Origin of the sequence: Bradyrhizobium sp. 613_E4_N2_2 (genome assembly GCF_052075995.1) — a bacterium.
Lineage (GTDB): Bacteria > Pseudomonadota > Alphaproteobacteria > Rhizobiales > Xanthobacteraceae > Bradyrhizobium > Bradyrhizobium barranii.
In genome coordinates this window covers 6,610,720-6,637,140 of sequence record NZ_CP197234.1, presented here as the reverse complement: position 1 = coordinate 6,637,140, position 26,421 = coordinate 6,610,720, and the positions used below count along the sequence as shown (strand labels likewise).

At 65.0% G+C, this 26,421-nt stretch carries 21 protein-coding genes; 15 read left to right on the top strand and 6 right to left on the bottom strand.

What is annotated here, in order from left to right; genetic code table 11:
* Positions 1-17 precede the first annotated feature (17 nt).
* From AB7290_RS31490 to hpaH, 5 genes are all read right to left on the bottom strand, one after another.
* Positions 18-887: a fumarylacetoacetate hydrolase family protein gene (locus AB7290_RS31490; RefSeq protein ID WP_085403912.1), complete on the bottom strand. Its 870-nt coding sequence runs from the start codon at positions 885-887 to the stop codon at positions 18-20.
* A 194-nt stretch (positions 888-1,081) separates the two neighbouring features.
* Entirely contained in the window at positions 1,082-2,065 is a 984-nt protein-coding gene (gene hpaD, locus AB7290_RS31485) for a 3,4-dihydroxyphenylacetate 2,3-dioxygenase (protein ID WP_085403911.1), read from the bottom strand.
* Between the two features lie 127 nt (positions 2,066-2,192).
* Positions 2,193-3,731, bottom strand: coding sequence for a 5-carboxymethyl-2-hydroxymuconate semialdehyde dehydrogenase (hpaE, locus tag AB7290_RS31480; RefSeq protein WP_085403910.1), 1,539 nt, complete (start codon positions 3,729-3,731; stop codon positions 2,193-2,195).
* A complete protein-coding gene (locus AB7290_RS31475) occupies positions 3,724-4,122 on the bottom strand; it encodes a 5-carboxymethyl-2-hydroxymuconate Delta-isomerase (protein ID WP_085403909.1) in 399 nt (132 codons plus the stop codon). The genes hpaE and AB7290_RS31475 overlap by 8 nt, the downstream gene beginning before the upstream one ends.
* A 30-nt stretch (positions 4,123-4,152) precedes the next feature.
* Positions 4,153-4,959 (bottom strand): 2-oxo-hept-4-ene-1,7-dioate hydratase, encoded by an 807-nt coding sequence (gene hpaH, locus AB7290_RS31470; protein WP_085403908.1) that lies wholly within the window; start codon positions 4,957-4,959, stop codon positions 4,153-4,155.
* Between the two features lie 111 nt (positions 4,960-5,070).
* On the opposite strand from hpaH, the gene hpaR reads away from it, so the two are divergent.
* The 8 genes from hpaR to AB7290_RS31430 all read left to right on the top strand — a co-directional run bounded on the left by hpaR (position 5,071) and on the right by AB7290_RS31430 (position 14,174).
* Complete coding sequence (gene hpaR, locus AB7290_RS31465) at positions 5,071-5,586, top strand: homoprotocatechuate degradation operon regulator HpaR (protein ID WP_085403907.1); 516 nt, start codon at positions 5,071-5,073, stop codon at positions 5,584-5,586.
* Positions 5,587-5,880: 294 nt separating this feature from the next.
* Entirely contained in the window at positions 5,881-7,026 is a 1,146-nt protein-coding gene (locus AB7290_RS31460) for an ABC transporter substrate-binding protein (protein ID WP_441254230.1), read from the top strand.
* An 83-nt stretch (positions 7,027-7,109) separates the two neighbouring features.
* Entirely contained in the window at positions 7,110-7,982 is an 873-nt protein-coding gene (locus AB7290_RS31455) for a branched-chain amino acid ABC transporter permease (protein WP_071915720.1), read from the top strand.
* Positions 7,979-9,757, top strand: a complete 1,779-nt coding sequence (locus tag AB7290_RS31450) for a branched-chain amino acid ABC transporter ATP-binding protein/permease (protein WP_085403905.1) — start codon at positions 7,979-7,981, stop codon at positions 9,755-9,757. The genes AB7290_RS31455 and AB7290_RS31450 overlap by 4 nt, the downstream gene beginning before the upstream one ends.
* Positions 9,757-10,485, top strand: coding sequence for an ABC transporter ATP-binding protein (locus AB7290_RS31445; RefSeq protein WP_063986556.1), 729 nt, complete (start codon positions 9,757-9,759; stop codon positions 10,483-10,485). Before AB7290_RS31450 ends, AB7290_RS31445 begins: the two co-directional genes overlap by 1 nt.
* Before the next feature lie 15 nt (positions 10,486-10,500).
* On the top strand, positions 10,501-11,586 hold the full coding sequence (locus tag AB7290_RS31440; protein ID WP_085403904.1) for a malate/lactate/ureidoglycolate dehydrogenase: 1,086 nt from the start codon (positions 10,501-10,503) through the stop codon (positions 11,584-11,586).
* Between the two features lie 128 nt (positions 11,587-11,714).
* A complete protein-coding gene (locus AB7290_RS31435) occupies positions 11,715-12,491 on the top strand; it encodes an HpcH/HpaI aldolase family protein (protein WP_028157190.1) in 777 nt (258 codons plus the stop codon).
* Between the two features lie 159 nt (positions 12,492-12,650).
* Entirely contained in the window at positions 12,651-14,174 is a 1,524-nt protein-coding gene (locus AB7290_RS31430; RefSeq protein ID WP_071915717.1) for a UxaA family hydrolase, read from the top strand.
* 13 nt (positions 14,175-14,187) lie between these two features.
* Here AB7290_RS31430 and AB7290_RS31425 read toward each other — a convergent pair whose 3' ends face one another.
* Positions 14,188-15,114, bottom strand: a complete 927-nt coding sequence (locus tag AB7290_RS31425; protein ID WP_161495909.1) for a lipase family protein — start codon at positions 15,112-15,114, stop codon at positions 14,188-14,190.
* A 263-nt stretch (positions 15,115-15,377) separates the two neighbouring features.
* Between AB7290_RS31425 and AB7290_RS31420 the strand changes: the two genes are divergently transcribed.
* The 7 genes from AB7290_RS31420 (at position 15,378) to AB7290_RS31390 (ending at position 26,421) form a co-directional block, all read left to right on the top strand.
* Positions 15,378-18,647 (top strand): transglutaminase family protein, encoded by a 3,270-nt coding sequence (locus AB7290_RS31420; RefSeq protein WP_354075227.1) that lies wholly within the window; start codon positions 15,378-15,380, stop codon positions 18,645-18,647.
* A gap of 27 nt (positions 18,648-18,674) precedes the next feature.
* Entirely contained in the window at positions 18,675-21,200 is a 2,526-nt protein-coding gene (locus AB7290_RS31415; protein WP_085403901.1) for a circularly permuted type 2 ATP-grasp protein, read from the top strand.
* Complete coding sequence (locus AB7290_RS31410; RefSeq protein WP_085403900.1) at positions 21,197-22,075, top strand: transglutaminase family protein; 879 nt, start codon at positions 21,197-21,199, stop codon at positions 22,073-22,075. Before AB7290_RS31415 ends, AB7290_RS31410 begins: the two co-directional genes overlap by 4 nt.
* 207 nt (positions 22,076-22,282) lie before the next feature.
* Positions 22,283-23,110, top strand: coding sequence for a metal-dependent phosphohydrolase (locus tag AB7290_RS31405; protein ID WP_085403899.1), 828 nt, complete (start codon positions 22,283-22,285; stop codon positions 23,108-23,110).
* Positions 23,111-23,221: 111 nt separating this feature from the next.
* On the top strand, positions 23,222-24,112 hold the full coding sequence (locus AB7290_RS31400) for an alpha/beta fold hydrolase (protein ID WP_085403898.1): 891 nt from the start codon (positions 23,222-23,224) through the stop codon (positions 24,110-24,112).
* Between the two features lie 126 nt (positions 24,113-24,238).
* A complete protein-coding gene (gene folE, locus AB7290_RS31395; protein ID WP_071915711.1) occupies positions 24,239-24,865 on the top strand; it encodes a GTP cyclohydrolase I FolE in 627 nt (208 codons plus the stop codon).
* A 32-nt stretch (positions 24,866-24,897) separates the two neighbouring features.
* Positions 24,898-26,421, top strand: coding sequence for an FAD-dependent oxidoreductase (locus tag AB7290_RS31390; RefSeq protein WP_085403897.1), 1,524 nt, complete (start codon positions 24,898-24,900; stop codon positions 26,419-26,421).

Genomic DNA, 26,421 nt, shown 5'->3' with positions numbered 1-26,421 from the left:
TTCCATTTCGATTGTTGTCAGGCTTCGTCGACGACGCCATTCCGTAGCATGCCGATGCCTTCGGCTTCGACCTCGATGACATCGCCGGGCGTCAGATAGCGCGGCGGATCGAACCGCGCACCGGCACCTGTCGGCGTGCCCGTCACAATGATGTCACCGGGGACCAGCGTCGCGAAGGTCGAGATATAGCTGATGAGATAGCGGAACGGGAACATCAGCCGGCTGGTCCGGTCCTCCTGCCTGAGCTCGCCGTTGACATGCGTGGTCAGACGAATGTCGGCGATCTGCGATTCCCGCGTGTAGGGCACGAGCCACGGGCCGAGGCTGCCGCTGGAATCAAAATTCTTGCCCTGCGTGACATTGAACTTGGCGTGGCGCAGCCAGTCGCGCACCGAGCCTTCGTTGCAGAGCGTGAGCGCCGCGATGTGGTCGAGCGCGGCACTTTCCGCGATGTGCCGGCCGGCCTTGCCGATCACAAGCACGATCTCGCCTTCGTAGTCGAGCTGCGCTGACGCGCGCGGGCGCACCAGCGGCGTCTCGTGGCCGACGAAGGAGCGGGGCGAGCGCATGAACATGCTCGGATATTTCGGCGCCTCCTGGCCGTCCTTGTACTCGGCATTGCGGTCGGGATAGTTGACGCCGATGCAGATGATCTTTTCCGGCGCGGGCACGGGCGGCAGCCAGGTGATGTCGCCGAGCGCATGGTCTGGCGTCAGGCTGGCTGCCTCCTCGGCAAGGCCCACGAGCTTTCCGGCGGCGATCACTTCGCGCAGCGTCGGATAGTCTTTTGCGTGGCGTGCGGAGAGATCGACGATGCCGCCCTCAAGGACGGCGCCGTACTTGGTTTCACCCTTGACGGAATAGGTGGCGAGGCGAGGGAGCTTCATTGGTGACTCTTCACTTCCTGTCGTCCCGGCGAACGCCGGGACCCATACCGCGGAATCTATCGATTGGATGAGGTAGGAGTACCGAACAACGGGTCTTCACCAAACTCCTCCCTGTGGTTATGGGTCCCTGCTCCCGTGCGCAATTGCGCACTAGGCAGGGACGACGAAGAGAGAGGCTTTGCCTGTCATCGGCATTAATCCGCCACCAGCACGTCGGCGACGAACTTCGGCTCACGCACGGCCTGCCCGCTGAACGGCGAGCCCTGCTCGAACCAGGACCGCGGCGCCGGCGCGCCCCACAGCGTCTGGCGGCGCGGATCGCGCAGCGACCAGCGCAGCGGCTCGTGGTCGTGATCGCCGGTGAAGTAGTCGCTGGTGTAGAGTTCGAGGCGGTGCCCGTCGGGGTCGCGCACGTAGAGGAAGAACGCATTCGAGATGCCGTGGCGTCCCGGGCCGCGCTCGATGTTCTTGACGAAGCCTTGCGAGGCCATCACGTCGCAGAGATGGATGATGTTCATCGCCGTCGGCGTCCAGTAGGCGAAGTGGTGCAGGCGAGGGCCCTTGCCGTTGGTGATGGCGAAGTCGTGGACATTGCCCTTGCGATGCATCCAGGCAGCCGCAATGCGCCCGTTCGGTCCGTCCTCCTCGGCATATTCGGTGAGGCGGAAGCCGAGCCGCGCGTAGAACTCGACGGTGTCCTGCACCTCGGCGGCGAAGACGTTGAAATGATCGAGCCGCTGTGGATGGCATCCCCTGTAGAGATCGTAGCGGCGAAGCAGATGCGGGCGCCGGTCCATCGCGGCGTAGAGCTCGATCTGGAAGCCGAAGGGGTCGGTGAATTGCAGCGTGCGGCCCTGGAAGGGCTGGTCGACGAAGGCGTAAGAGAGACCGTTCTCCGAAAGGAAGGAGGCGGCCTTGTCGAGGTCTTTGTCGTTGCCGACTTTGAAGCCGAGCCGGGCGCAGGCGGGCACCGCCGCCTTGCGCAGCACCAGCGAGTGATGCTGGTGCTCCTCGGCTGCGCGCAGATAGACGACCTTGTCGTCGGCATCCTCGACATGCAGGCCGACGGTGGTCTCGTAGAATTCGCGGCTGAGCTTCAGGTCAGTCACGTCGAGCACGACGTGGCTGGAGCGGATGATGTTGAACGGCGGTTCGAAGATGTGTTGCGGTACGGGCATCGGCGTTTCCCCTCGGTCTTCTGTCATTCCGGGGCGGCTCGCAGAGCCGAGCCCGGAATCCATCGCGCAGCAGAGTTGGTGGATGAATGGATTCCGGGCTCGCGCTCCGCGCGCCCCGGAATGACAATCAAATTCCCAGTTTCTGAATCTTGTGCGTGCCCCGCGCCAGCGAGACGTGCTTGGTTTCCATGTAGAAGTCGAACGAGTAGTCGCCGCCATCGCGGCCGATGCCTGAGGCCTTCATGCCGCCGAACGGCGTCGGCAGATGGCGGACGTTTTCCGAGTTCAGCCAGATCATGCCGGCCTCCAGCGCGTCGGCAACGCGCAGTGCGCGGCCGACGTCGTTGGTCCAGACATAGCCGGTCAGGCCGTAGCGGGTGTCGTTAGCGATCTCGATGGCGTCGGCCTCGTCCTTGAAGGGCAGCACGGTGAGGAAGGGGCCGAACACTTCCTCTTGCGCCACGCGCATCTTGCCGGTTGCGCCGGTCACCAGTGTCGGCTCGACGTAATGTCCGCCGCCCGGGCCGTCATAGGCCTTGCCGCCGACTGCGATCGTCGCGCCGTCCTGCCGCGCGACGTCGAAATAGGAGCACACTTTGGCCAGGTGCCGCTCGTGGATCAGCGGCCCGATCTCGGTGGCGGGATCGAGCGGATGGCCGACCTTGAGTGCCTTCACGCGCGCGGTCAGCTTCTCGATGAATGTCTCGGCAATGTCTTGCTGGATCAGCAGACGGCTCGACGACGTGCAGCGCTCGCCGTTGAGCGAGTAGATCATGAACACGACGGCATCGAGCGCGCGGTCGAGATCGGCGTCGTCGAACACGATCACCGGGTTCTTGCCGCCGAGCTCGAAATGCACGCGCTTCAAGGTCGGCGCGCCCTGAACCATGATCGCCGATCCCGTCGCGCTCTCGCCGACGAAGCCGATCGCCTTGATCGCGGGATGCTCGGTCAGGGCCTTGCCGGCCTCCTCGCCAAAACCGTGCACGGTGTTGAGCACGCCGTCGGGAACGCCGGCTTCCTTGACGAGCCTTGCCAGAACGGCGGCCGTCACCGGCGACCATTCGGCCGGCTTGTGCACGACGGTGCAGCCCGCGGCCAGTGCCGGCGCGATCTTCCAGGTCGAGAGCATGAACGGCGTGTTCCACGGCGTGATCACGCCGACCGGGCCGATCGGCACGCGGGTCGAGACGTTCCAGTGCTCGTCGCTCGGCGTGTTCTGGCCATCGCGCGCCTCGGCGCATTTGTCGGCGAAGAAGCGAAAATTCTCGGCGGCGCGGATCGCGGCCTTGGCCATGAAGCGATAGGCTTGGCCGGTGTCGATGCATTCGAGCACCGCGATGTCTTCGGCATTGTCCTCGATCGCGTCGGCGACGCGGTGCAGCAGCTTCTTCCGCATCGCCGGTCCCATGTCGCGCCAGGACTTGAAGGCCAGCGCAGCGGCGGTGGCTGCGGCGTCGATGTCCTCGGCGTTGCCGCGTGCGACGCTCGCGAGCGTGGCGCCATCGACCGGCGACTTCGTCTCGAATGTCTCACCGGAGATCGAGGCGACGATCTTGCCGTCGATCATGTGGCCGATGCCGTCGGCCCGCAGCTTCTTCAGCAGCGGTGCTGCGCGGTCGCGATTGGCCTGGAACACATCGGCTTTCGGCGTGGGCTTATCCATGGGCAGCCTCCACTTTCAGGGCGTCGTGGATGTTGTTGCGCTTCCAGCTGGTGTCCTTGTCGTTGATCTGCATGTCGAACGACAGGGCGAACTTGCTGGCGGCGAAGACGGGATCGAGATGTTTTGAAAGCGCCTGGAAGACGTGCTCGCCGGCTTTCTGACGCGTGGGAAGGTCGCGGCCTTCGCCGATGCGCAGGACCATGTCGAGAAAGCTGTAGTCCTGCCGCGCGTCCGCGATCGCGTAGTGCTCGCACCTGACAGCGCGGACGCGGATGCCGCCGAGCGGGAAGATGCCGGTCTCGACTGCCGCCTTCCGCACCACCTCGCAGACGGCGCCGATGTCGAGGCGGCCGTCGAGATTGGCCGAATATTCGATGGTGAAATGCGGCATCGCGGTTTCACTCCCTGTTTTTTTGTTCGTCTAAGCGAAGTAGCAGCTCACCGAGCCGTAGGCGCCATAATCGGCCTGAATTGTGTCGCCCTTGCGGGTCTCGATCGGACGGATGAAGGAGCCGGCGAGCACGACCTGCCCGGGCTCGAGCGCAAGGCCGAGCGGCGCGATCTTGTTGGCGAGCCAGGCCACCGCAGTCGCGGGATGATTGAGCACGCCGGCGGCAAGGCCCGTCTCCTCGAGCTGGCCGTTCCTGAAGCAGAGCGCGCCGATCCAGCGCAGGTCGGCGTCCAGCGGGCGGATCGGCCGTCCGCCGAGCACGATGCCGGCATTCGCCGCGTTGTCGGCGATGGTGTCAAAAATCTTTCGCGTCGCCTTGGTCTTGGGATCGACGCGCTCGATGCGCGTGTCCAGGATTTCCAGCGCCGGCACGACGAAGTCGGTGGCGTTGAGCACGTCGAACATCGTGCAGTCCGGCCCCGCGAGGCGCTTGCTCATGACGAAGGCGAGCTCGGCCTCGACGCGCGTGGCGATGAAGCGCTCGGTCGGGACAAGGCCGCCATCGGCAAAGAACATGTCGTCGAGCAGCACGCCTGAATCCGGCTCGTCGATATTGAGCGCGCTCTGCATCGCCTTCGAGGTCAAGCCGATCTTGTGGCCTTTGACGGTGCGGCCCTCCGCGAGCTTGAGGTCGACCCAGGCCTTTTGAATCGCGTAGGCGTCAGCGATGGTAATGCCTGGAAAATCCTGCGAGAGCTGCCGGATCTGGGTGCGGGTCTTCTCCGCCTGATGCAGACGGTTCGCGCAAGCTTGGATATCGTCGTTGGAAAGCGCCATCTGTGATCTTACAAATCGTGGTGCCCGGAGATACTTAACATGTTAAGTGAATGCGTCAAACACAATTTGGGTTTGCTGCACTGCAAACATTTTGCGGCTTGAAAGGACGACATGGCGAAGAGACCGGCTGATCCCGCGAACGGAAGTGAGCCCGCCGCACGGCAGGTGCCGATGCGCGACTTCTCGCGCTCGCTGCCGATGTCGCTGCTCAGGGCGCGTGAAGCGGTGATGCGGCAATTTCGTCCCAAGCTGCGCGAGCACGGCCTGACCGAGCAGCAATGGCGCATCCTCCGCGCACTGGCAGCCATCGAGGCCGCGGAGGTGACAGAGCTCGCGCGCACGGCATTTCTCCTCGGCCCGAGCCTGTCGCGCATCCTGCGCGATCTCGAGGCGCGCAATCTGATCGAGCGCAAGACCGCGAAGGCGGACCAGCGCCGCAGCATGGTCTCGATCTCGAAGGAGGGCGTGAAGCTGATGGCCGCGGTCGCCCCATCCTCGGAAGCGATCTACGCCGAGATCACGCAACGCTTCGGCGCGCGCAAGCTCGCCGAGTTGCAGGAGATGCTCGGTCAGTTGGAATCGTGTCTCGCTTCCACGGGCGCGAGTGACGTCACGGATGAAACGTAACGGCAAATTTGCATGATCACTTTCCAACTACGCATGACTGTCATCATTGCATAATGCGTGGGCAGCGCGATCGCCACGAAATGCGTGAAAATGCCGTGAGAAATCGCTGAGAATAGACAGCCGTCGCGGGTGTTGATCACTATTGGGTGCGCGCTCTGCGCAGTTAGTCGATGTTGGCGCAATATCAATTTACTCGTATCGGCAGAATTCGTAAGTAGCATCCGGTTCTGTATTCAGCGATAGAGCCAAGACCAAGAAGGGCCGACAAGGATGCCCGGCCCCAGGGAGGAATGAATGAGACTGACGAGACGCGACTTCGCGGCCGGAATTGCTGCCGGCATTGCCGCGCCATACCTCATCAAGAGCGCGCATGCGCAAGGCGCCACCATCAAGATCGGCATGTGCGCGCCCGTCACCGGTCCCGCCGCTGAATCCGGCGGTTACGCCATCAAGGGCGCCAAGCTCGCGCTCGAAGCTGTGAACAAAGCCGGCGGTATCCTGGGAAAACAAGGCGAGTTGATCGTCGAGGACGACCAGACCACCAATCCCGGCATCGTGCTCGCTTTCTCCAAGCTCGCCGCGCAGTCCGACATCGTCGGGTTCCTCGGCTCGATCCGTTCGACCCAGGTGCACGCGATGGCGCCCGACGTGATCAAGCTTGGCAAGCCCGTGATGATCGGCGGCACCGATCCTAACCTCACCCACATGGGCAATCAGTGGCTGTTCCGCTGCCGCCCCAATGACAGCTATTCCGGTCGCGTCATCGCCGAATACGGCGTCAATACGCTCGGCAAGAAAAAGTGGGCCGTGCTGCACTCGACCGACGCTTTTGGCACCGCCGGCGGCAAGGCGTTGACCGCCGCGCTCGAAAAGCTCGGTGCCCCCTCGGTGCTCGACCAAGGCTACGCCAACCAGAGCCAGGACTTCACCCCGGTCGTGCTCGCGATCAAGCAGTTCGGCGCCGACATCCTCGGTTCCTACTTCACGTTCGAGAACGATCTCGGCATCTTCGCCCGCCAGCTCCGTCAGCTCGGCGTCAACATCCCGTGGGTCGGCTCGCCTTCGATCGTCAACATCACCGCGCTGAAGCTCGCAGGTCCCGCGCTCTACAACACGTATGGCGTGGCGGACTATGCCGAGGATTCCAGTGAAGGTTCGAAGGCATTCGGCAAGATCTACCGCGATGCGGTCAAGGTCGCGCCCGACAACCAGAGCTCCTGGACCTTCGACGCCATCAGCGTCTTGTCGGCGGCCATCAACAAGGCCGGCACGACCGATCCGGCCAAGGTCCGCGAAGCCATCCTCGCGATCAAGAAGTTCCCGGGTGCCGAGGGCGAATACAATTTCGACCAGAACGGCGATGGTCTCCACGGCTACAACATCGTGAAGAACGAGAAGGGCAGCATCGTCTTCGACAAGCACATCGAGTTCAACGACTGACGTTGAAACGGCCTCCCCGATTTCGATCGGGGAGGTCGAACCGTCTTTCGGCGAACGCATCCGACCTCCAACAGAAGCTTGTCATGGATCTCGCCCTACAACTCCTTTTTACCGGCATCGGTATCGGCGCCGTCTACGCGCTCGTCGCGCTTGGCTTCGTGCTGATCTTCCGTGCCACCAACGTGGTGAATTTTGCCCAGGGCGAATTCTCCATGGTCGCGGCCTATCTGATGGTCGTCGCGGTCGAAGCCGGTCTGCCCTATTGGGCGGCCTTCATCGTCGCGCTGCTCGGCATGGCGCTGCTCGGTGTCATCTTCAATCTCGGCGTCTATTATCCGCTGCGTCACCGCACCTATCTGCCTGTGATCATCGCCACCATCGGCGCCTCGATCCTGCTCGCCAATTCCGTGCTCGCGATCTACGGTCCGCAGCCGCAGGTGCTGGAAGGCTGGTTTGAAACGCCCGGCATTCAAGTCGGCCCGGTCTATCTCGACAGCCAGTATCTCCTGATCATCGGCGTCACCATCTGCCTCGTGATCTTCAATTTCTGGTTCTTCGAGAAGACGCTGCTCGGCAAGAAGCTGCAGGCGACCTCGCAGGACAAGGAAATGGCCTCGCTGCTCGGCATTTCCGTCTCCACCATGATCATGATCACCTTCATCTATTCGGCGGTGCTTGGCGGCCTTGCCGGCATCCTCGTCGCACCCGTGCTGTTCGTCTCGATCCAGATGGGCTCGACGATCGCGCTGAAGGCGTTCGCGGCCACCATCATCGGCGGCTTCGGCGACGTTGCCGGCGCCATCATCGGCGGTCTTGCGCTCGGCGTGATCGAGACCTTTGGTGCGGCCTATATCTCGGTGCCCTACAAGGACGGCTTCGCCTTCCTGGTGCTGGTCGCCTTCCTGATCTTCCGGCCGCAAGGCATCTTCGGCGAACGCGTGGCGGAAAAGGCATGAGCGCACCCAGCGACAACATGCCGATTCCGGCGCCCGCCATCCGTTCGAAACCGCTCGTGATCCGGCACCTGCCGTACTTCATCGGCGCGGCGATCCTGGTCGCGCTCGCGGCCAACATGCGCTTCGACGGATACGTCCATAACATCCTGCTGCAGGCCACCACGTTCTCGATCGCGGTGTTCGGCCTCTCCGTCGTGCTCGGCCTGTGCGGCCAGATCAATCTGGCGCAGGCGGCGTTCTTCGGGCTCGGCGCCTATGCGGTCGGCATGGGCACGACGGATCTGCAGCTCAGCTTCTGGCTGTGTCTCGTCGGCGGCTGCGTGATCTCGCTGCTCGCGGGCGCGTTCCTCGGCATGTCCACGCTGCGGCTCGGCGGCCATTATCTTGCGATGGTGACGATCTCGTTCCAGCAGATCGTCACGCTGGTGATGATCAACGCGATCTGGCTCACGCGCGGTCCCGACGGCGTCCCCAACATTAAGCGTCCCGACCTGTTCCAGTCGTCGCAGAGCTATCTCGCCTTCTGCGTGGCGATGCTGGCGATCGTCGGCTACCTGGTCTGGCATCTCTCCGACACCAAGCTCGGCCGCGCCATGCGCGCCGTGCGCGACAACGAGCTTGCGGCCGGCGTCAACGGCATCGACGTCTTCCGCACCAAGATCTACGCCTTCGCGCTCTGTGCGCTGCTCGGCGGGCTCGCGGGCGGATTGTTTGCCGGCGGCTTCGCCTATGTCAGCCCCGATCAGTTCTCCTTTGCAGAATCGATCGTGTTCCTGACCATGTCGCTGCTCGGCGGCGTGGCCTCGCCGATCGGTTCTGCCATCGGCACGGGTCTCTTGATCCTGATCCCGGAATGGCTGCGCTTCCTCAAGAGCGTGCCGGGCCTGTATCTCGCGATCTACGGCCTGTTCGTGATCCTGATCATCCGCTTCATGCCCGACGGCATCTGGGGCTTTGTTGCGGACGCCTTCACGCGCTGGCGCGCCAAGATCAAGGCGCCGCCGGCAGCGGCTGCCCTGCAATTGAAGCCGGCGACGATCGGCGGCGACACGGTGCTGGAAGTCACCGGCCTGTCGAAGCATTTCGGCGGTCTCAAGGCCGTCGACGGCGTCGACATCGCCGTGAAGCGCGGCGGCGTGCATGCGCTGATCGGGCCGAACGGCTCGGGCAAGACCACGACGCTCAACGTGCTCTCGGGTCTCTATGAAGCGACAGCCGGCAGGATCGTGCTCGACGGCACCGACATCACCCACATGCCGCCGCATCAGCGCACGGCGTCTGGTCTCGGCCGCACGTTCCAGAACATTCGCCTGTTCCGTTCGATGACGGCGCTGGAGAATGTCGAGATCGGCGCCGAGCGGCCCGGCAACACCATGGTCGGGAAGGGCGACGACGCCCTGACCGAGCGGGCGATGGAGGCGCTGACCTTCGTCGGGCTCGGCAGCCGGGCCAACGAGCTGATCTCGAGCTTCTCCTACGGCCATCAGCGGCTGATCGAGATTGCCCGTGCGCTGGCCTCGAACCCGACGCTGCTGCTGCTCGACGAGCCCGCTGCCGGCCTCAACTCAACCGAGAAGCTGGAACTGCACGAGCTGCTCAAGCGCATCGCGGCGCAGGGCCTGACGATCCTGATCATCGATCACGACATGACGCTGGTCTCGGAAGCGGCCCAGCACATCACCGTGCTCAACTTCGGACGCCGTATCGCGGACGGCGAATCCCTGGCCGTGCTGCGTCATCCCGACGTCGTCTCCGCCTATCTCGGGAGCGAATGATGCCGTTGCTCGAAATCCGCAATCTGGTGGTGCGCTACGGCGAGATCGAAGCGCTGCGCGGGGTGACCTGCGCGGTGGAGCAGGGGCAGGTGGTGACGCTGCTCGGGGCCAACGGCGCTGGCAAGTCCACTACGCTGCGCGCCATCTCCGGCCTCGCCAAGCCGACCTCCGGCGACATCCTGTTCGACGGCAAGTCGATCGCAGGTCTTGGTCCGGAAGCGATCGTCCGCATGGGCATCTCGCACGTGCCGGAAGGCCGCAGGGTCTTCCCGGGTCTCACCGTGAAAGAGAACATCATGCTCGGCGCGTCCAATCGCCGCGCGCCGACCTCGGAGATCTCGCGGGAGGCGGACGCGATGTTCGACCTGTTCCCTGACATCCGGAAGTTCACCAACGCACTCGGCTGGACGCTGTCCGGCGGCCAGTTGCAGATGGTGGCGGTTGCGCGCGGCTTGATGGCCAAGCCGCGGCTGTTATTGCTCGACGAGCCCTCGCTTGGTCTTGCGCCCGTCATCGTGCAGGCCGTGTTCAAGATCATCTCGGAGATCCGGCGCAACACGACGGTGCTGCTCGTCGAGCAGAACGCGCGCATGGGCCTGTCGGTGGCCGATTACGGCTATGTGCTCGAAACCGGCCGCATCGTGCTCGGCGGCAAGCCCGACGCGCTCTGGGGCAACGAAGCGATCCGCGCCGCCTATCTCGGCGGCCATGCCAAGGTGAATGCTTAACCGGGGAGTTTCTTGATGGTCACGATCCAGGTCCAGAACCTCATCGACTTCGTCGGCGAGGTGTTTGGTCACGCAGACTCCTCGCCGGAGGAAGCGAAGCGGATCGCGACCTATCTCACCACGGCCAATCTCACCGGCCATGACAGCCACGGCGTGATCCGCGTGCCCGTCTACATCCGCTGGAAGAAGACGGGTTTCGTGGTCCCGAACCAGAACGCAGAGGTGGTTGTCGACACGCCTTCGCTCGCGGTGGTCGACGGCAAGTTCGGCTATGGCCAGACCGTGACGCCGCAGGCGGTCCGGATCGGCATCGAGAAATGCAAGAAGGCGGGCCTTGCCGCGGTTGCGCTGCGCAATGCCGGTCATATCGGCCGCGTCGGCGACTGGGCCGAGATGGCTGCCGCCGAAGGGTTGGTCTCGGTGCATTTCGTCAATGCGGCCGGCTCGCTGCTGGTGGCGCCGTTCGGCGGCGTCGAGAAGCGGCTCTCCACCGCGCCTTACTGCGTCGGCATCCCGCGCGAGGGGCAGGATCCGATCGTGCTGGATTTCGCCACCTCGGTCGTCGCCGAAGGCAAGGTGCTGGTCGCGAGCCGCGGCGGCAAGAAGCTGCCGAAGGGCGCACTGGTCGATGCCGACGGGACCCTGAGCGAGGACCCGACCGTGCTCTACGGGCCCTTCACGCCGGAAGGGCCGCGCGATCACACCAAGGGCACCGGCGCGATCCGTGCCTTCGGCGACCACAAAGGCTCGGGTCTGGCCTTCATGTGCGAGCTGCTCGGCGGCGCGCTGACCGGAACCGGGGCCACCTCGGGCGGGCGGCGCTTTGCCAACGGCATGCTGGCGTTCTATGTCGATCCGAAGGTGATTGATACCTCCCATGTGTTCGACGCAGAGGTATCGCGCTATACGGACTTCATCCGTGCCACCAAGCCGATGGCAGGGGTCGATCAGGTGCTGATTCCCGGCGATCCCGAGCGGAAAACCCGGGCCGAGCGCACCAAGAACGGCATCCCCTTGCCGGATGACACCTGGGCGGCAATAGTGAACACCGCCCGCGAGGTCGGCGTCAGCGAAGTCAGCATCCAGCGGGCGACCGCATAGGCCTTGCGTCATTGCGAGCGTAGCGCGGAGCCCCGGTTCGCGGTAACAGCAGAGCCGTGCTGTCGCGGCGCTCGTCATGGTGACGAAGGTCCAAACAACGGTCCAAGCAACAAAAGAAGGAAGGCAACGTGGCGAACAAGGTCAAGGAAATCTGGAAGTCGGGCAAGGCCGTGGTCAACGCGTGGCTCGCAATTCCCTCCGGCTTCTCCGCCGAGATGATCGCGCAATGCGGCTTCGACAGCGTCACCGTCGACATGCAGCACGGCGTGCAGGACTATCTCTCGATGGTGCAGTGCTTCCAGGCCATGGACAAGCATCCCGTGACCCCGATGGTCCGCGTGCCCTGGAACGAGCCCGGCATCATCGGCAAGGTGCTCGACGGCGGCGCCTATGGCGTGATCTGCCCGATGGTCAACACGGCGCAGGAGGCCAAGAACCTCGTTTCCTATTCCAAGTATCCGCCGCAGGGCGTCCGCTCCAACGGCCCGATCCGCGCCGGCATGTACGGCACCGCGGGCTCCTACCAGAAGACCGCGAATGCCGACACCATCCTGCTGCCGATGATGGAGACCAGGACCGCGGTCGAGAACATGGAAGCGATCCTCGACGTCGAGGGCATCGATGGCGTCTATATCGGCCCGTCCGATCTCGGCTTCTCCTACGGCCTCGAGCCCAAGCTCGACCGCACCGAGCCGGAGATTCTCGCGATCTACGACAAGATCATCAAGGAATGCGCCAAGCGCGGTCTCAACCCGGGCATCCATTGCAGCGGTGCGGAAGGCGCAGCGCGTGCGATCAACATGGGCTTCAAGCTGGTGACGTTGTCCAACGAAGTCGGCCTGATGACGACCTACGCCAAGATGCAGGTCAACGCGACCCGCAAGGATTCGGCCGGGAAGGCCTGATCTCGTGTCCCGGACGCGATGCGGCGCCTAGCGCCGCTTCGCAGAGCCGGGACCCAGTTGCTTGCGAAAGAAACGACACATGGGGCCCCGGCTCAGCAGCGCACCGTTTCACGCTGCGCTGCGTCCGGGGCACGATAGTTTTGATACAGGAGACCTGCCATGACCATCAGCCCCGTCATTCGCCTCCATCCCGATGATGGCGTGCTGATCGCGCGCGCGAGCCTGCCGCCGGGAACATTGGTTGCCGACGGCGTGACCACGGTCGAGCGCATTCCCTCCGGCCACAAGGTCGCGATCAAGCCGATCGCAGTGGGCGAGCCGGTCAGGCGCTACGGACAGATCATCGGCTTTGCGACGGTGCCGATCGCGCCGGGCCAGCACGTGCATACGCAGAACTGCGGCATGGGCGATTTTTCCAAGGACTATGCCTATTGCGCCGACGTCAAGCCGACGCCGAACTTCGATCTGCCGGCAACCTTCGAGGGCATCCGCCGCCCGGATGGCCGCGTCGCCACGCGCAACTATATCGGCATCCTCACCTCGGTGAATTGCAGCGCGCATGTCGCAAGCCTCGTCGCCGACGTCTTCAAGAAGAATCCGTTCACCGGCGACAATCCGCTCGCCGACTTCCCCAATGTCGACGGCGTGGTCGCGCTGACCCATAAGACCGGCTGCGGCATGACGCAGAACGAGCCCTTGGCGCTGCTCCGCCGCACGCTCGGTGGCTATGCGCGTCACGTCAATTTCTCCCACGTCATCGTGCTTGGGCTGGGCTGCGAGGTGAACCAGATCGGCGGCCTGATGGAGGAGCAGAAGCTCGCCGGCCGCCTGCGCGCGATGGACATCCAGGAGGTCGGCGGCACCCGCAAGACTGTCGAAGCGGGTATTGCCTTCGTGCGTGAAGCTCTCGCGGACTCCAACAAGGTCAAGCGCGAATCCGTGCCCGTCAGCGAACTCACCGTGGCCCTGCAATGCGGCGGCTCGGACGGCTATTCCGGCGTATCCGCGAATCCGGCGCTTGGGGCTGCCAGCGATCTCATCGTCCGTCACGGCGGCACCGTGATCCTGTCCGAGACGCCGGAGACCTATGGCGCCGAGCATCTGCTCACGCGCCGCGCCGTCAGCCGCGAGGTCGGCGAGAAGCTGGTCGATCTCATGCGCTGGTGGGACGCGTATACCGAGCGCGAGGGCGCCGAGATGAACGCCAATCCGAGCCCCGGCAACAAGGCCGGCGGCCTCACCACCATTTTGGAGAAATCGCTCGGCGCGATGGCCAAGGCCGGCACCACCAATCTCGTCGACGTGCTGCGCTATGCCGAGCCCATCACCAAGAAGGGTTTCATCTTCATGGACACGCCCGGCTACGATCCGGTCGCGGCGACCGGCCAGGTCGCCGGCGGTGCCAATCTGGTCTGCTTCACCACCGGCCGCGGCAGCGTGTTCGGCTGCAAGCCGGCGCCCTCGATCAAGCTTGCCACCAACACGCCCATGTACAAGCGCATGGAGGAGGACATGGACGTCAATTGCGGCACCATCCTCGAAGGCGAGGAGAGCGTCGAGCAATGCGGCCAGCGCATCTTCGAGCTCATCCTGAAGACGGCGTCCGGACAGCCGACCAAGAGCGAGAGCTTCGATTTCGGCGGTGCCGAATTCGCGCCCTGGGTGCTCGGGGCGACTATGTGAGGCTACGCGGCAGTTACGGAATGGTGACCGACAACGCCCGGAAGTAGCTTGCCGGAACATGGTCGCGCACGAAGCCGGGCAGTACGTCGGATTGGTCGAGCGTCCGCGGGTCGATGTTGCGGAGTTCCTCGATGCTTGGGATCTTCAGGTGGAAATTGCCTCCGGTAAGAAGGGTACCAAGCCCGACTAGGTTGAAGCTGGGGTCGTTTCCCTCTTTCGACGCCGGCACCTGACCTGCGAAGGTCGAGCCAGACGCGCAACGCAGCATTCGGCCGACGTGGCGGAAGTTGCCTCGCAGGCTGGGTGGAACGGCCGGGACGATGTCGTTACCGTTGACGAGCCGGAACGTGCTTTCGCTGAGAGGCTCGTAGGCTTCAAAGAAATCCTGACCGCCGGTTCGCGGCCCGCCAAACGTGTAAATGGCGGTTGCCCGTAGGCCAGCATCCAACGCCCGCAGTGCTGAGATATTTGCCAAGGCGCCGCCCATGCTGTGTCCAGTAAAGAAGAGCGGCTGTCCGGCGCCGCCACTCCTGATCGCGACTTCGATGTCTGATCGGACTGCATCGACGGCTTCGGCAAATCCCTTGTGAAGAACATTTTGACTTGGTGCGAGGGTGAAGTCGGTGATCCAATCCTTGATACTGAGCGGATCGGTGCCGGAGAGTGTGACGAAAGTCGCGCCGCGTCCGACGGCGACAATGAAGCGGGCTTTTGGCGGTACCAAACCTGTAGCGGGAGTGTCGGCACCGAAGCCGCGCATCTCTAGCCCCAGTGCCGTCAGGATATTGTCTACCTTGTCGCGGTCGTCGGTCTCGTAGGCGAGCTGCGACAACCACATCATGGCTTGCGCGTTTTCCGGTGTGAAACCTGGAGTGACAGTGAAACCATCGAGCGCGTCGGCGCGATAGGAAGCCCGCGGGAATCTGACCAGAAAGCTCATCGGAAACATCTCCTCTTTCAGGCCGCGCCACGCGTCGAGACGTTGCGCGGCAACCATTACGAACGGGAGAGTCCATCATGCGCAAAGCGGCGCGTCGGGCGCGGCTTGTGCAGGCAATGGTTCATTCGATCATAGGTAGATCACTTCGGCAAGTGTAACTCGCAATTCAGCCCGCGGCGTAGGCAACCCGTGCCCGTTGTTAGTGCTTGATCCCACCCGGAACCGGTGTTCTGCTCAAAAAAGCTGCTGGAGCACCGCACCCCGTGTCGATCTACGTCGCATTACACCACGTCACGCACTACAAATACGACCGCCCGATCGATCTTGGCCCGCAGACCATCCGCCTGCGGCCGGCGCCGCATACGCGCACGCCGGTTCTGAGCTATTCGCTCAAGGTCACTCCGGCCAATCATTTCGTGAACTGGCAGCAGGATCCGCAGGGCAATTGGCTCGCGCGCTACGTCTTTCCGGAGAAGACGACCGAGCTGAAATTCGAGGTCGATTTCACGGCGCAGATGACCGTGGTCAACCCGTTCGACTTCTTCGTCGAGCCTTATGCCGACAGCTTTCCGTTCGAGTATTCGAAGGATCTGAAGACCGAGCTCGCGCCGTATCTCGAGACCATCAAGCCCGATCGCCTGTTCGCAAAATTTCTCGACGCGATCCCGCCTGAAGCCCCGAACACCGTCAACTTCCTGGTCGATCTCAATCGCGAGCTTCAAAAGCACGTCCGTTACATCATCCGCATGGAGCCCGGCGTGCAGACTCCGGAGGAGACGCTCTCCTCCGGTGCCGGATCGTGCCGCGACTCCGCCTGGCTCCTGATCCAGACCTTCCGTCATCTCGGTCTCGCGGCCCGTTTCGTCTCCGGTTATCTCATTCAGATACGCCCCGACATCGATCCGATCGAGGGACCGCCAGAGGTCGAGAACGATTTTACCGACCTGCATGCCTGGGCCGAAGTCTATTTGCCCGGCGCGGGCTGGATCGGCTTCGACGCGACCTCGGGTATGCTCGCGGGCGAGGGGCACATCCCGGTTGCGGCCACGCCGCACTATCGTTCGGCGGCGCCGATCTCCGGCGGCGCCGGCTTTGCCGAGGTCGAGTTCGAGTTCGACATGAGCGTGAAGCGCATCCGCGAGGCGCCGCGCATTACAAAGCCGTTCTCCGACGAATCCTGGACGCGGCTCAATGACCTCGGCGAGCAGGTCGACGGCGATCTCGCCGCGCAGGATGTCCGGCTGACCATGGGCGGCGAGCCGACCTTCGTCTCCGTCGACGATCTGGAAGCGGCGGAATGGAACACCGAGGCCGTCGGCCCGACCAAGCGCGCGCTCGCCGACGATCTGATCCGCCGCTTGCACACGCGCTTCGGGCCGGGTGGCCTGCTGCACTTCGGCGAGGGCAAATGGTATCCCGGTGAAAGCCTGCCGCGCTGGGCCTTTGGCCTGTACTGGCGCAAGGACGGCGTACCGATCTGGAAGAATGCCGATCTGATCGCCAGGATCGAGAATCCGCGGCGCGCCGAGGTCAAGGACGCCCAGGAATTCGTGGAGGGCGCGGCGGCGCGGCTCGGACTTGATCCCGGCTACGTCATCCCAGCCTATGAGGACACCGCGTACTGGCTCCAGAAGGAAGCCGAGCTTCCCCTCAACGTCGATCCGTCCGACTCCAAATTATCCGATCCCGAAGCCCGCGCGCGGATGGCGCGCGTGTTCGACGAGGGCCTCAACACGCCGCGTGGCTTCGTGCTGCCGGTGCAACGCTGGAACGCGCCGCCGCGCTGGCGCAGCGAGCGCTGGCAACTCCGGCGCAATCATCTGTTCCTGATGCCGGGCGATTCACCGCTGGGCTTGCGCCTGCCGATCGGCTCGCTCGGCTACATCCCGCCCAACCAATATCCTTACATCGTCGAGCAGGATCCGTTGGAGCCGCGGGGCAAGCTGCCGGTGTTCACCCTCGCCGCGCGCCCGGAATCGCCGCCGCAGGTCGCGCCCGAGCATCTCAACACGTCCGTCCCCGTCCGCACCGCGATGTCGGTCGAAGTCCGCGACGGCGTGCTCTGCGCCTTCATGCCGCCGGTGGAGCGCATCGAGGATTATCTCGAGCTGGTCGCGGCCCTCGAAGCGACCGCCGAGGAGATGCAGATCCAGGTTCACGTCGAAGGCTATCCGCCGCCGTTCGATCCGCGCATCGAGGTGATCAAGGTGACGCCCGACCCTGGTGTCATCGAGGTCAACATCCAGCCGGCCAAGAGCTGGCGCGAGGCGGTCGACATCACCGTCGGGCTCTATGAGGACGCCGGCAAGACACGCCTCGGCGCCAACCGCTTCCTGGTCGACGGCCGCCACACTGGCACCGGTGGCGGCAACCACGTCGTGGTCGGCGGCTCCAGCCCGCAGGACTCGCCGTTCCTGCGCCGGCCTGATCTCTTGAAGAGCCTCGTGCTGTACTGGCAGCGGCATCCGTCACTGTCCTATTTCTTCTCCGGCCTGTTCATCGGCCCGACCAGCCAGGCGCCGCGCATCGACGAAGCCCGGCACGACAGCATCTACGAGCTCGAGATCGCGCTCTCGCACGTGCCGCCACCGGGCTACCAGACGCCGCTGTGGCTGGTGGACCGGCTGTTCCGGCACCTGCTCGTCGACATCACCGGCAACACCCACCGCGCCGAGATCTGCATCGACAAGCTCTATTCGCCCGATGGCACCACTGGCCGGCTCGGCCTCGTCGAATTCCGCGCGCTCGAAATGCCGCCCGATCCGCGCATGTCGCTGGCGCAGCAGTTGCTGATCCGCGCGCTGATCGCAAAATTCTGGCGCGAGCCGCAACAAGGCAAGTTCGTGCGCTGGGGCACTGCGCTGCATGATCGCTTCATGCTGCCTCACTTCATCTGGCAGGATTTTCTTGACGTGCTTTCTGAGTTGAAGCAGTCCGGCTATCCCTTTGAGCCGGAATGGTATCTGGCCCAGCTCGAATTCCGTTTCCCCGCCTTCGGCCGCGTCCATCATGGCGGCGTGACGCTGGAATTGCGTCAGGCGCTGGAGCCCTGGCACGTGCTGGGCGAGGAGGGCTCGGCCGGCGGCACGGTGCGCTACGTCGACAGTTCGGTCGAACGACTTCAAGTGAAAGCTGAGGGCTTTGTCGAGGGCCGCCACATCGTGACCTGCAACGGCCGCCGCCTGCCGATGACCTCGACCGGTCGCTCGGGCGAAGCCGTGGCCGGCGTCCGCTTCAAGGCCTGGCAGCCGGCCTCCGGCCTGCACCCGACCATCCCCGTTCACGCGCCCCTGACCTTCGACCTGATCGACACCTGGAACGGCCGCTCGCTGGGCGGCTGCGTCTATCACGTCGCCCATCCCGGCGGGCGCAGCTACGACACCAAGCCCGTCAACACCTACGAGGCCGAGGCGCGGCGGCTGGCGCGCTTTCAGGACCACGGCCATACGCCGGGTCCGATGCAGCCCCCGCCCGAGGAACGCACAAATGAGTTTCCGCTGACCCTCGACTTGCGGACCCCGCTCCTGCAATGAGAATGATGGTGGGGCAGGGAGAGGCGCATGGGCGAGGGCGCAGCCGAGCAGGACGACAAGACGGGTAAGGCGCGAGGTCAGCGCGAAGGCCAGCGCCGCCTCGCGCAATGGGTCCGCGACTATAGCCGCCTGCCCGGCATCCCCGACGAGTTCCTGGGGCCCGACGGCGCCCCCCGCGCGGTCTGGAGCCGCTTCTTCGACGCCTTCGGCGCGCTCGCGCCGGACGAGATCGAACGGCGGTTCGGCATGGCCGACCGCCATTTGCGCGAGGCCGGCGTCACCTACCGTGCGCCCGGCGACAGCGCCGATCGGCCGTGGTCGATCAGCCATCTGCCGCTGCTGATCGACGAGGCCGACTGGAAGCAGCTGTCCGCCGGCATCACCCAGCGCGCCGAGCTGCTCGAGCTCGTGCTGCGCGACATCTATGGCGAGGGGCGGCTGGTCGCGGAAGGCGCGCTGCCGGCCGCCGCGATCGCCGGCAGTCCCGAATATCTCCGTCCCGTCTGTGGCGTGCCGCCGCCGGGCGGGCGCTATCTCTCGCTCTATGCCGCCGATGTCGGCCGCGGACCCGACGGGCGCTGGTGGGTGCTCGGCGACCGCACGCAGGCGCCCTCAGGCGCGGGCTATGCGCTGGAGAACCGCCTGGTGCTCTCGCGCGCCTTCTCCGATCTCTACAAGTCGATGAACGTGCCGCGCGTCGCGCCGTTCTTCGAGGCGTTTCGCGACAGCCTGCGTGCGCGCGCCGATCGCGACGAGCCGCGCATCGGCGTGCTCACGCCGGGCAGCTTCAGCGAGACCTATTTCGAGCACGCAACCCTGGCGCGCTATCTCGGCTTTCTGCTGGTCGAGGGCGACGATCTCGCCGTCAGCGACAACCGTATCCACATCCGCACCGTCGCCGGCCTCAAGCGGCTCGACGTGCTCTTGCGCCGGGTCGATTCCAACTCGCTCGATCCGCTCGAGCTCGATGCCTCCTCGCATCTCGGCGTGGCCGGCCTGATCGACGTGCTGCGCAAGGACGGCGTCGTCGTCGCCAACATGCCGGGCTCGGGCGTGCTGGAGGCGCGCGCGCTGCTCGGCTTCCTGCCGGCCCTGAGCCGCCGCCTGCTCGGGCAAGAGCTCAAGATGCCGCATATCGCGACCTGGTGGTGCGGCCAGCGCAACGCGCGCGACGAGGTGTTGTCACGGCTCGACGAGGTCGCGATCGAGGGCGCCTATCGCCGCGGCGTTCCCGGCTTCGACAGCAATGGCCCGGTGCTCGCGAGTGAGCTCGACGCCGTCGGGCGCCAGCGTCTCGTCGACGCCATCAGCGCGCGCGGCATGGACTATGTCGGCCAGGAGATGGTGCGGCTTTCGACCATGCCGGTGTGGGAGCAGGGCCAGCTCACGCCGCGTCCCTTCGTGCTGCGCGTGTTCGCGGCCGCGACGGCCGACGGCTGGGCTATCATGCCCGGCGGCTTCTGCCGGATCGCCGAGCAGGCGGACGCGCGCGCGGTGTCGATGGGCGACGGCGCGCGCGCCGCCGACGTCTGGGTGGTCTCGGACAAGAAGGTCTCGATCGCGACGCTGCTGCCCGCGACCGACAAGGTGCGGATCCGCCGCATCGCCGGCGTGCTGCCGAGCCGCGCCGCGGACAATCTGTTCTGGCTCGGCCGCTATCTCGAACGCGCCGAGGCAACGCTGCGGCTGGTGCGCGCGCTGGGTTCGCCGAGCGGGCCCAACAAGGGCACCGCTGCCTCGCTGCAATCGGCCGACCGCATCCAGCGCCTGCTGGTGGCGTGGGGCGCGATCTCGCAGGCCTCGCGCACGGCGCCGGGGCGCATCGTCGCCGAAGCACTGCAGAGCCCGGAGCGTTTCGGCTCGGCGCTGTCGCTGGTGCGCGCGGCGCAGCGCACGGCGACATCCTTGCGCGAGCGGCTGTCGCCCGACGCCTGGCAGGTCATCACCGAGATGGCCGATCGCCTCGCCTACGAGGTCGAGGACGACGACGACGTGCTGAGTGCGGCCGAACTGACCTTGCAGGAGCTTGCGAGCTTGGCGGGGCTGGCGCAGGAGAACATGAACCGCGCCGCCGGCTGGCGCTTCCTCGATATCGGCCGCCGCACCGAGCGCGCCATCAACACCACGCGCTTCGCGCGCCAGTTCGCCTATGACGAGGCCTGCGACGAGGACCTCGATATCCTGCTGACGCTGGTGGATTCCCAGATCACCTACCGCTCGCGCTATCTGCTGGCGCCGATCCTGGCGCCGGTGCGCGATCTCGCCGTGCTCGACAGCTACAATCCGCGTTCGGTCGCGTTCCAGGTGACGACGCTGAACGAGCACATCGCTTCGCTCCCGAGCCTGAAGGAGCACGGCCTGATCGAGCAGCCGCAGCGGCTCGCGGTGGCGGTGCAGTCCATGCTGGCCACCGCGGAAGCCGAGAAGCTCGAGGTCAAGACCCTGTTCTCGCTGGAGCAGGACCTGCTCAGCCTCGCCGAGGCGATCGGGCTGCACTACTTCCCGCACGGCCCCAATGCGAGCCGGCCGGAAAAGCTGACGGGGCTGGCGTGATCTACGACATCCGTCACGTCACGACTTACGAATACGAGAGTCCGGTCAGCTTTGCCCGCTGCACGCTGCGGCTGGAGCCGAAGAGCGGCGACGGTCAGGAGCTGATCTCGCACAGGGTCGAGATCCGGCCGCGCCCGTCCGAGCGCCACGTCCGCCGCGACTTCTTCGGCACGCTCACCGAGAGCGTCGTGATCGAAACCGCGCACCGAAACTTGCGCATCGACTCGCGCTCGCGCGTGTCCGTCTCGCGCAAATCGCCGGCGCGCGATGCCGTCAGCCCGCCCTGGGAAAGCATCCGCGACATCGCGTTTGAAGCAACGAGCCTCGGGCCGTCCTCGCCGGTCGGCTACGTCTTCGCGAGCCCGCTGGTGCCGGTGCTGCACCCCGTCAGCGCCTATGCGGCCACGAGCTTTGCGCCAGGCGCAGGGATCCTCGCCGGTGCGACCGATCTCATGCATCGCATCCGCACCGAATTCCGCTACGATCCGAAGGCGACGGTGATCTCGACGCCGCTTGGCGAGGTCTTCGACAAGCGCCACGGCGTTTGCCAGGACTTTGCCCATGTGATGATCGCAGGGCTACGCGGGCTCGGCCTTCCGGCTGCCTATGTCAGCGGCTATCTCCGTACCATTCCGCCGCCGGGCCAGCCGCGTTTGCAGGGCGCCGATGCCACCCATGCCTGGGTGTCGCTGTGGTGTGGGGCTGAGCTTGGCTGGGTCGATTTCGATCCGACCAATGATTTGCTGGTCGCCAACGATCACATCGTGCTCGCGGTCGGCCGCGACTTTTCCGACGTCTCGCCGGTCGACGGCATCATCGTCGGCTCGCCGAAGCAGAAGCTCGGCGTCGCCGTGGACGTGCTGCTGGTGGAATAAAAGCGGTCTTGACGGGCCCGGCCAGGCTGTGTCGCGCCCCGACTGCAACCGTGATGTCGCAGGGCACAACAGCAACATATTTCCGTAAATTCGTCCCGGCGTTTGGTCACTTGGCCCAAGATGGGCTATGCTGGCCGTTGCGTCGAAGACACGAAATGAGACGTCGGGAGCTGGCGTGGGACACCACCGACGAGCGGGGCTGCATCCATGATGACGTTACCGAGACTGGCGGCTGAATCCCTGGAGAAAGTGCTGGGCTCGTTCATGCGTCGCAGGTACGGCGAGTCTCCCGCGAACATCGTCGAGAGCGCGACGCGCACCGCGATGGAGTGCATTGGCAACAGCGACGCGCTCTACCACAATGTCGAGCACACGATGCTGGTGACCCTGGCGGGCCATTCCATCCTCAGCGGCCGATATCTCCACACCCACCTCGAGGCCGCGGATTACGTCCACATCCTGATCGCGTGCCTCGCCCACGACATCGGCTATGCCCGGGGCCTGTTCGAGGAGGATGACAATGACGGCTTCGTGATCGACGCGGCGGGCACCAAGGTTTCATTGCCGCGCGGCGCCTCGGATGCCAGCCTGATGATGTATCATGTCGACCGGTCGAAGCTCTATGTCATGCGGCGGCTGCAGCATATCCCGGGGCTGGACCCGGAACGCATCGCCAGCGCCATCGAGGGCACTCGCTTCCCGGCCCGCGAAGGCCAGGAGTACGACGACGAAGCCTCGATCCTGCGTGCCGCCGATTTCATCGGCCAGCTCGGCGATCCCAACTATCTGCGCAAGGCCAACGCGCTCTATTACGAATTCGAAGAGGTCGGCATCAATCGCCAGCTCGGCTACGACTCGCCCGCCGACATCGTGAACCGCTATCCACAATTCTACTGGAACAGCGTCGCACCGCACATTCAGACCGAGATCGGCTACCTCAACAAGACCGAGATCGGCCGGCAGTGGATCGCCAATCTCTACAGCAACGTGTTCCGCGCCGAACGCGAGATCTCGCTGTCTGGCCCGCAGAAATAGCCCCCGTAGCCCGCATGGAGCGAAGCGGAATGCGGGGACGCCTGTATCCGCGAATCCCGGATTGCGCTGCGCTCCATCCAGGCTACGGCCTCTCAACTCCGTGAGCAAATCATGCAACAAAAAACCATCGCCACGGATATCCTCGACATCGCCTATCTCGAATACGGCGCACCGGATGGCTGGCCCTGCATCATGGGCCACGGCTTTCCCTACGATGTGAACGCCTATGCCGAGACCGCGCCGCTGATCGCGGAAGCCGGCGCGCGGGTGCTTGTGCCCTGGCTGCGCGGCTACGGGCCGACGCGGTTCCGGTCCGCAGCGACGCTGCGCTCCGGTGAGCAGGCGGCGCTCGGCGCCGATCTGCTGGCTTTCATGGATGCGCTTCGCATCGAACGCGCGGTCGTCGGCGGTTACGATTGGGGCGGACGCGCGGCCTGCGTGGTCTCGGTGCTGCATCCCGAGCGCGTGATCGCCCTCGTCTCCGGCAATTCCTACAACATCCAGAACATCGCGCGTGCGATGGAGCCGGCTTCGCCACCGGAGGAGGCGGCGCTCTGGTATCAATATCTCTTCCACAACGAGCGCGGCCGCCGCGCGCTGGAGCGCAACCGGCGCGGCTTTGCGCGCCAGCTCTGGGCGATGTGGTCGCCGAAATGGGGCTTCGACGACGCGACGTTCGAAACGAGTGCGGTGGCGTTCGACAATCCTGATTTCGTCGATGTCGTGATCCACTCCTACCGTCATCGCTATGGGCTGGTCGAAGGCGATCCCGCCTATGCCGCGATCGAGGCCAAGCTCGCCGCGCAGCCGCCGGTCCGTGTCCCGACGATCGCGGTCGACGGCGACAGCGACGGCGTCAATCCCGGCACCGCCCATCATGCGCCCAAATTCGAAGGCGTGTTCGAACGGCGTGTCTTCGCTGGAGCCGGCCACAACCTGCCGCAGGAGCGGCCTGCCGAATGGGCGCGCGCTGTGCTCGACGTGCGGAAAGCAGCCTCGTAAAGCCCGGCTTTCCCGCCCCGCCGCCCGGTCGCCCGATTTTTCGCGACTTCGGGAACCTTTTCCGATTGCAGCCGTCCAAGCTGAGGGACCGCCAGATGTGCGCGGCCCATTGCAGGGAGGCTATTGATGAATTCACATGCGCGCAGGTTGGAGGGCGTCGCGGTGGCGCAGCTGCCGGGCGAACGGCCTGGCAGGGCCGAGGTCGAGCAGGCGGTCCGGACCATGATCCGCTGGGCGGGCGACGATCCCGCCCGCGACGGCCTGCACGACACGCCGGACCGGGTTGCGCGCGCCTTCGCAGAGTATTTTTCCGGCTATGCGCAGGATCCGACCGAAATCCTGCAAAAGACCTTTGAGGAGATCGAAGGCTATGACGAGATGATCGTCCTGCGCGGCGTTCGCTTCGAAAGCCATTGCGAGCACCACATGGCGCCGATCGTGGGCCGCGCCTGGGTCGCCTATATCCCGCAGGGCCGCGTCGTCGGCATCAGCAAGCTCGCGCGGGTGGTGGATATCTACGCAAAACGCCTCCAGATCCAGGAGAAGATGACCGCGCAGATCGCCAATACGATCAACGATGTGTTGAAGCCGGAAGGCGTCGGCGTCATCATCAAGGCGACGCATCATTGCATGACCACGCGTGGCGCGCACAAGCCTGGGACCGATCTCGTCACCAGCCGCATGCTGGGCGTGTTCCGTGACAACGCGTTGACGCGCCAGGAGCTGTTGGGGCTGGCCAATTCGGACGCGTGATCCGCGCGGGCCGAGCTGAAGGAGACGACACCATGACCGAGCACAAGACGCCGAGCGGGCCGGACCTCACCAGGGGCGTGTTGCTAACCGCGTTCGAGGACGGCAAGCTGCTCGGCCATGTCGGCGAGGAAGATGTGCTACTGGTAGCCGCAGATGGCGAGGTCTTCGCGATCGAGCCGTCCTGCAGCCACTATCACGGTCCGCTCGCCGAAGGGCTGGTCGTGGGCGACACGATCCGCTGCCCCTGGCATCACGCCTGCTTCTCCTTGCGCACGGGCGAAGCCACCCGCCCGCCGGCGCTGAACGCGCTGGCGGTCTGGGAGGTCACGCGCGACCAGGACAGGATCTCGGTTCAGCGCAAGCGCGAGATGCCGCAGCCTGCAGCGTCACATCGCAGCGCGCCGACGCCGGAAAAATTCGTCATCGTCGGCGGTGGTGCGGCCGGCTTTGCGGCCGCCGAGACGCTTCGGCGCGAGGGCTTTGCCGGCGCCATCACCATGCTGAGCGATGATGGCGCGATGCCGGTCGACCGGCCGAACCTCTCCAAGGATTACCTCGCCGGCAGTGCACCCGAGGATTGGCTGCCGCTTCGGGGCGAGGACTATTATCAGGACGCGGGCATCGATCTCAGGCTCAACACGAACGTCGCAGCGATCGATCCGAAGGCGCGCACCATCACGCTCGGCAATGGCGACAAGCTGCCGTTCGACCGGCTGCTGCTCGCGACCGGCGCCGAGCCGGTCAAATTGCAGATTCCGGGCGCGGACCAGCCACACGTGCACACCTTGCGCACCGTTGCCGACAGCCGCGCCATCATCAAGGCGGCGGGTAGCGCGAAGCGCGCGCTGGTGATCGGCGCCAGCTTCATTGGCCTCGAAGTCGCGGCCTCCTTGCGAGCGCGCAAGCTGGAGGTGCATGTGGTTGCCCCCGAGAAGCGGCCGATGCAGCGTGTGCTCGGCCCCGAGATGGGCGACTTCGTCCGCGCGCTGCATGAAGAGAACGGCGTCCACTTTCACCTCGAGGACACCGTGGAAAAACTCGAGGGCAAACGCGCCACGCTGAAGAGCGGCAGCGTGATCGAGGCCGATCTGGTCGTGGTCGGGATCGGCGTCAGGCCGCGCCTTGCGCTCGCCGAGCAGGCGGGGCTCGCCATCGATCGCGGCGTCAGCGTGAACGAATATCTCGAGACCAGCGCATCGGGCATCTTCGCGGCCGGCGACATCGCGCGCTGGCCCGATCCCCATTCGGGCCAGAACATCCGCGTCGAGCACTGGGTGGTGGCGGAGCGGCAGGGCCAGGCCGCGGCGCGCAACATGCTCGGCAGGCGCGAACGCTTCGACGCCGTGCCGTTCTTCTGGTCGCAGCACTATGACGTTCCGATCAACTATGTCGGCCATGCCGAGAGCTTCGACGACATCGCGACCGACGGCAGCATCGACGGCAGGGATTGCCTGCTGAAGTACCGCAAGGGCGGGCGCGTGCTGGCGGTTGCTTCGATCTATCGCGATCTCGATAGTCTCAAGGCCGAGCTCGACATGGAGCGCTCGCGCGCGTGA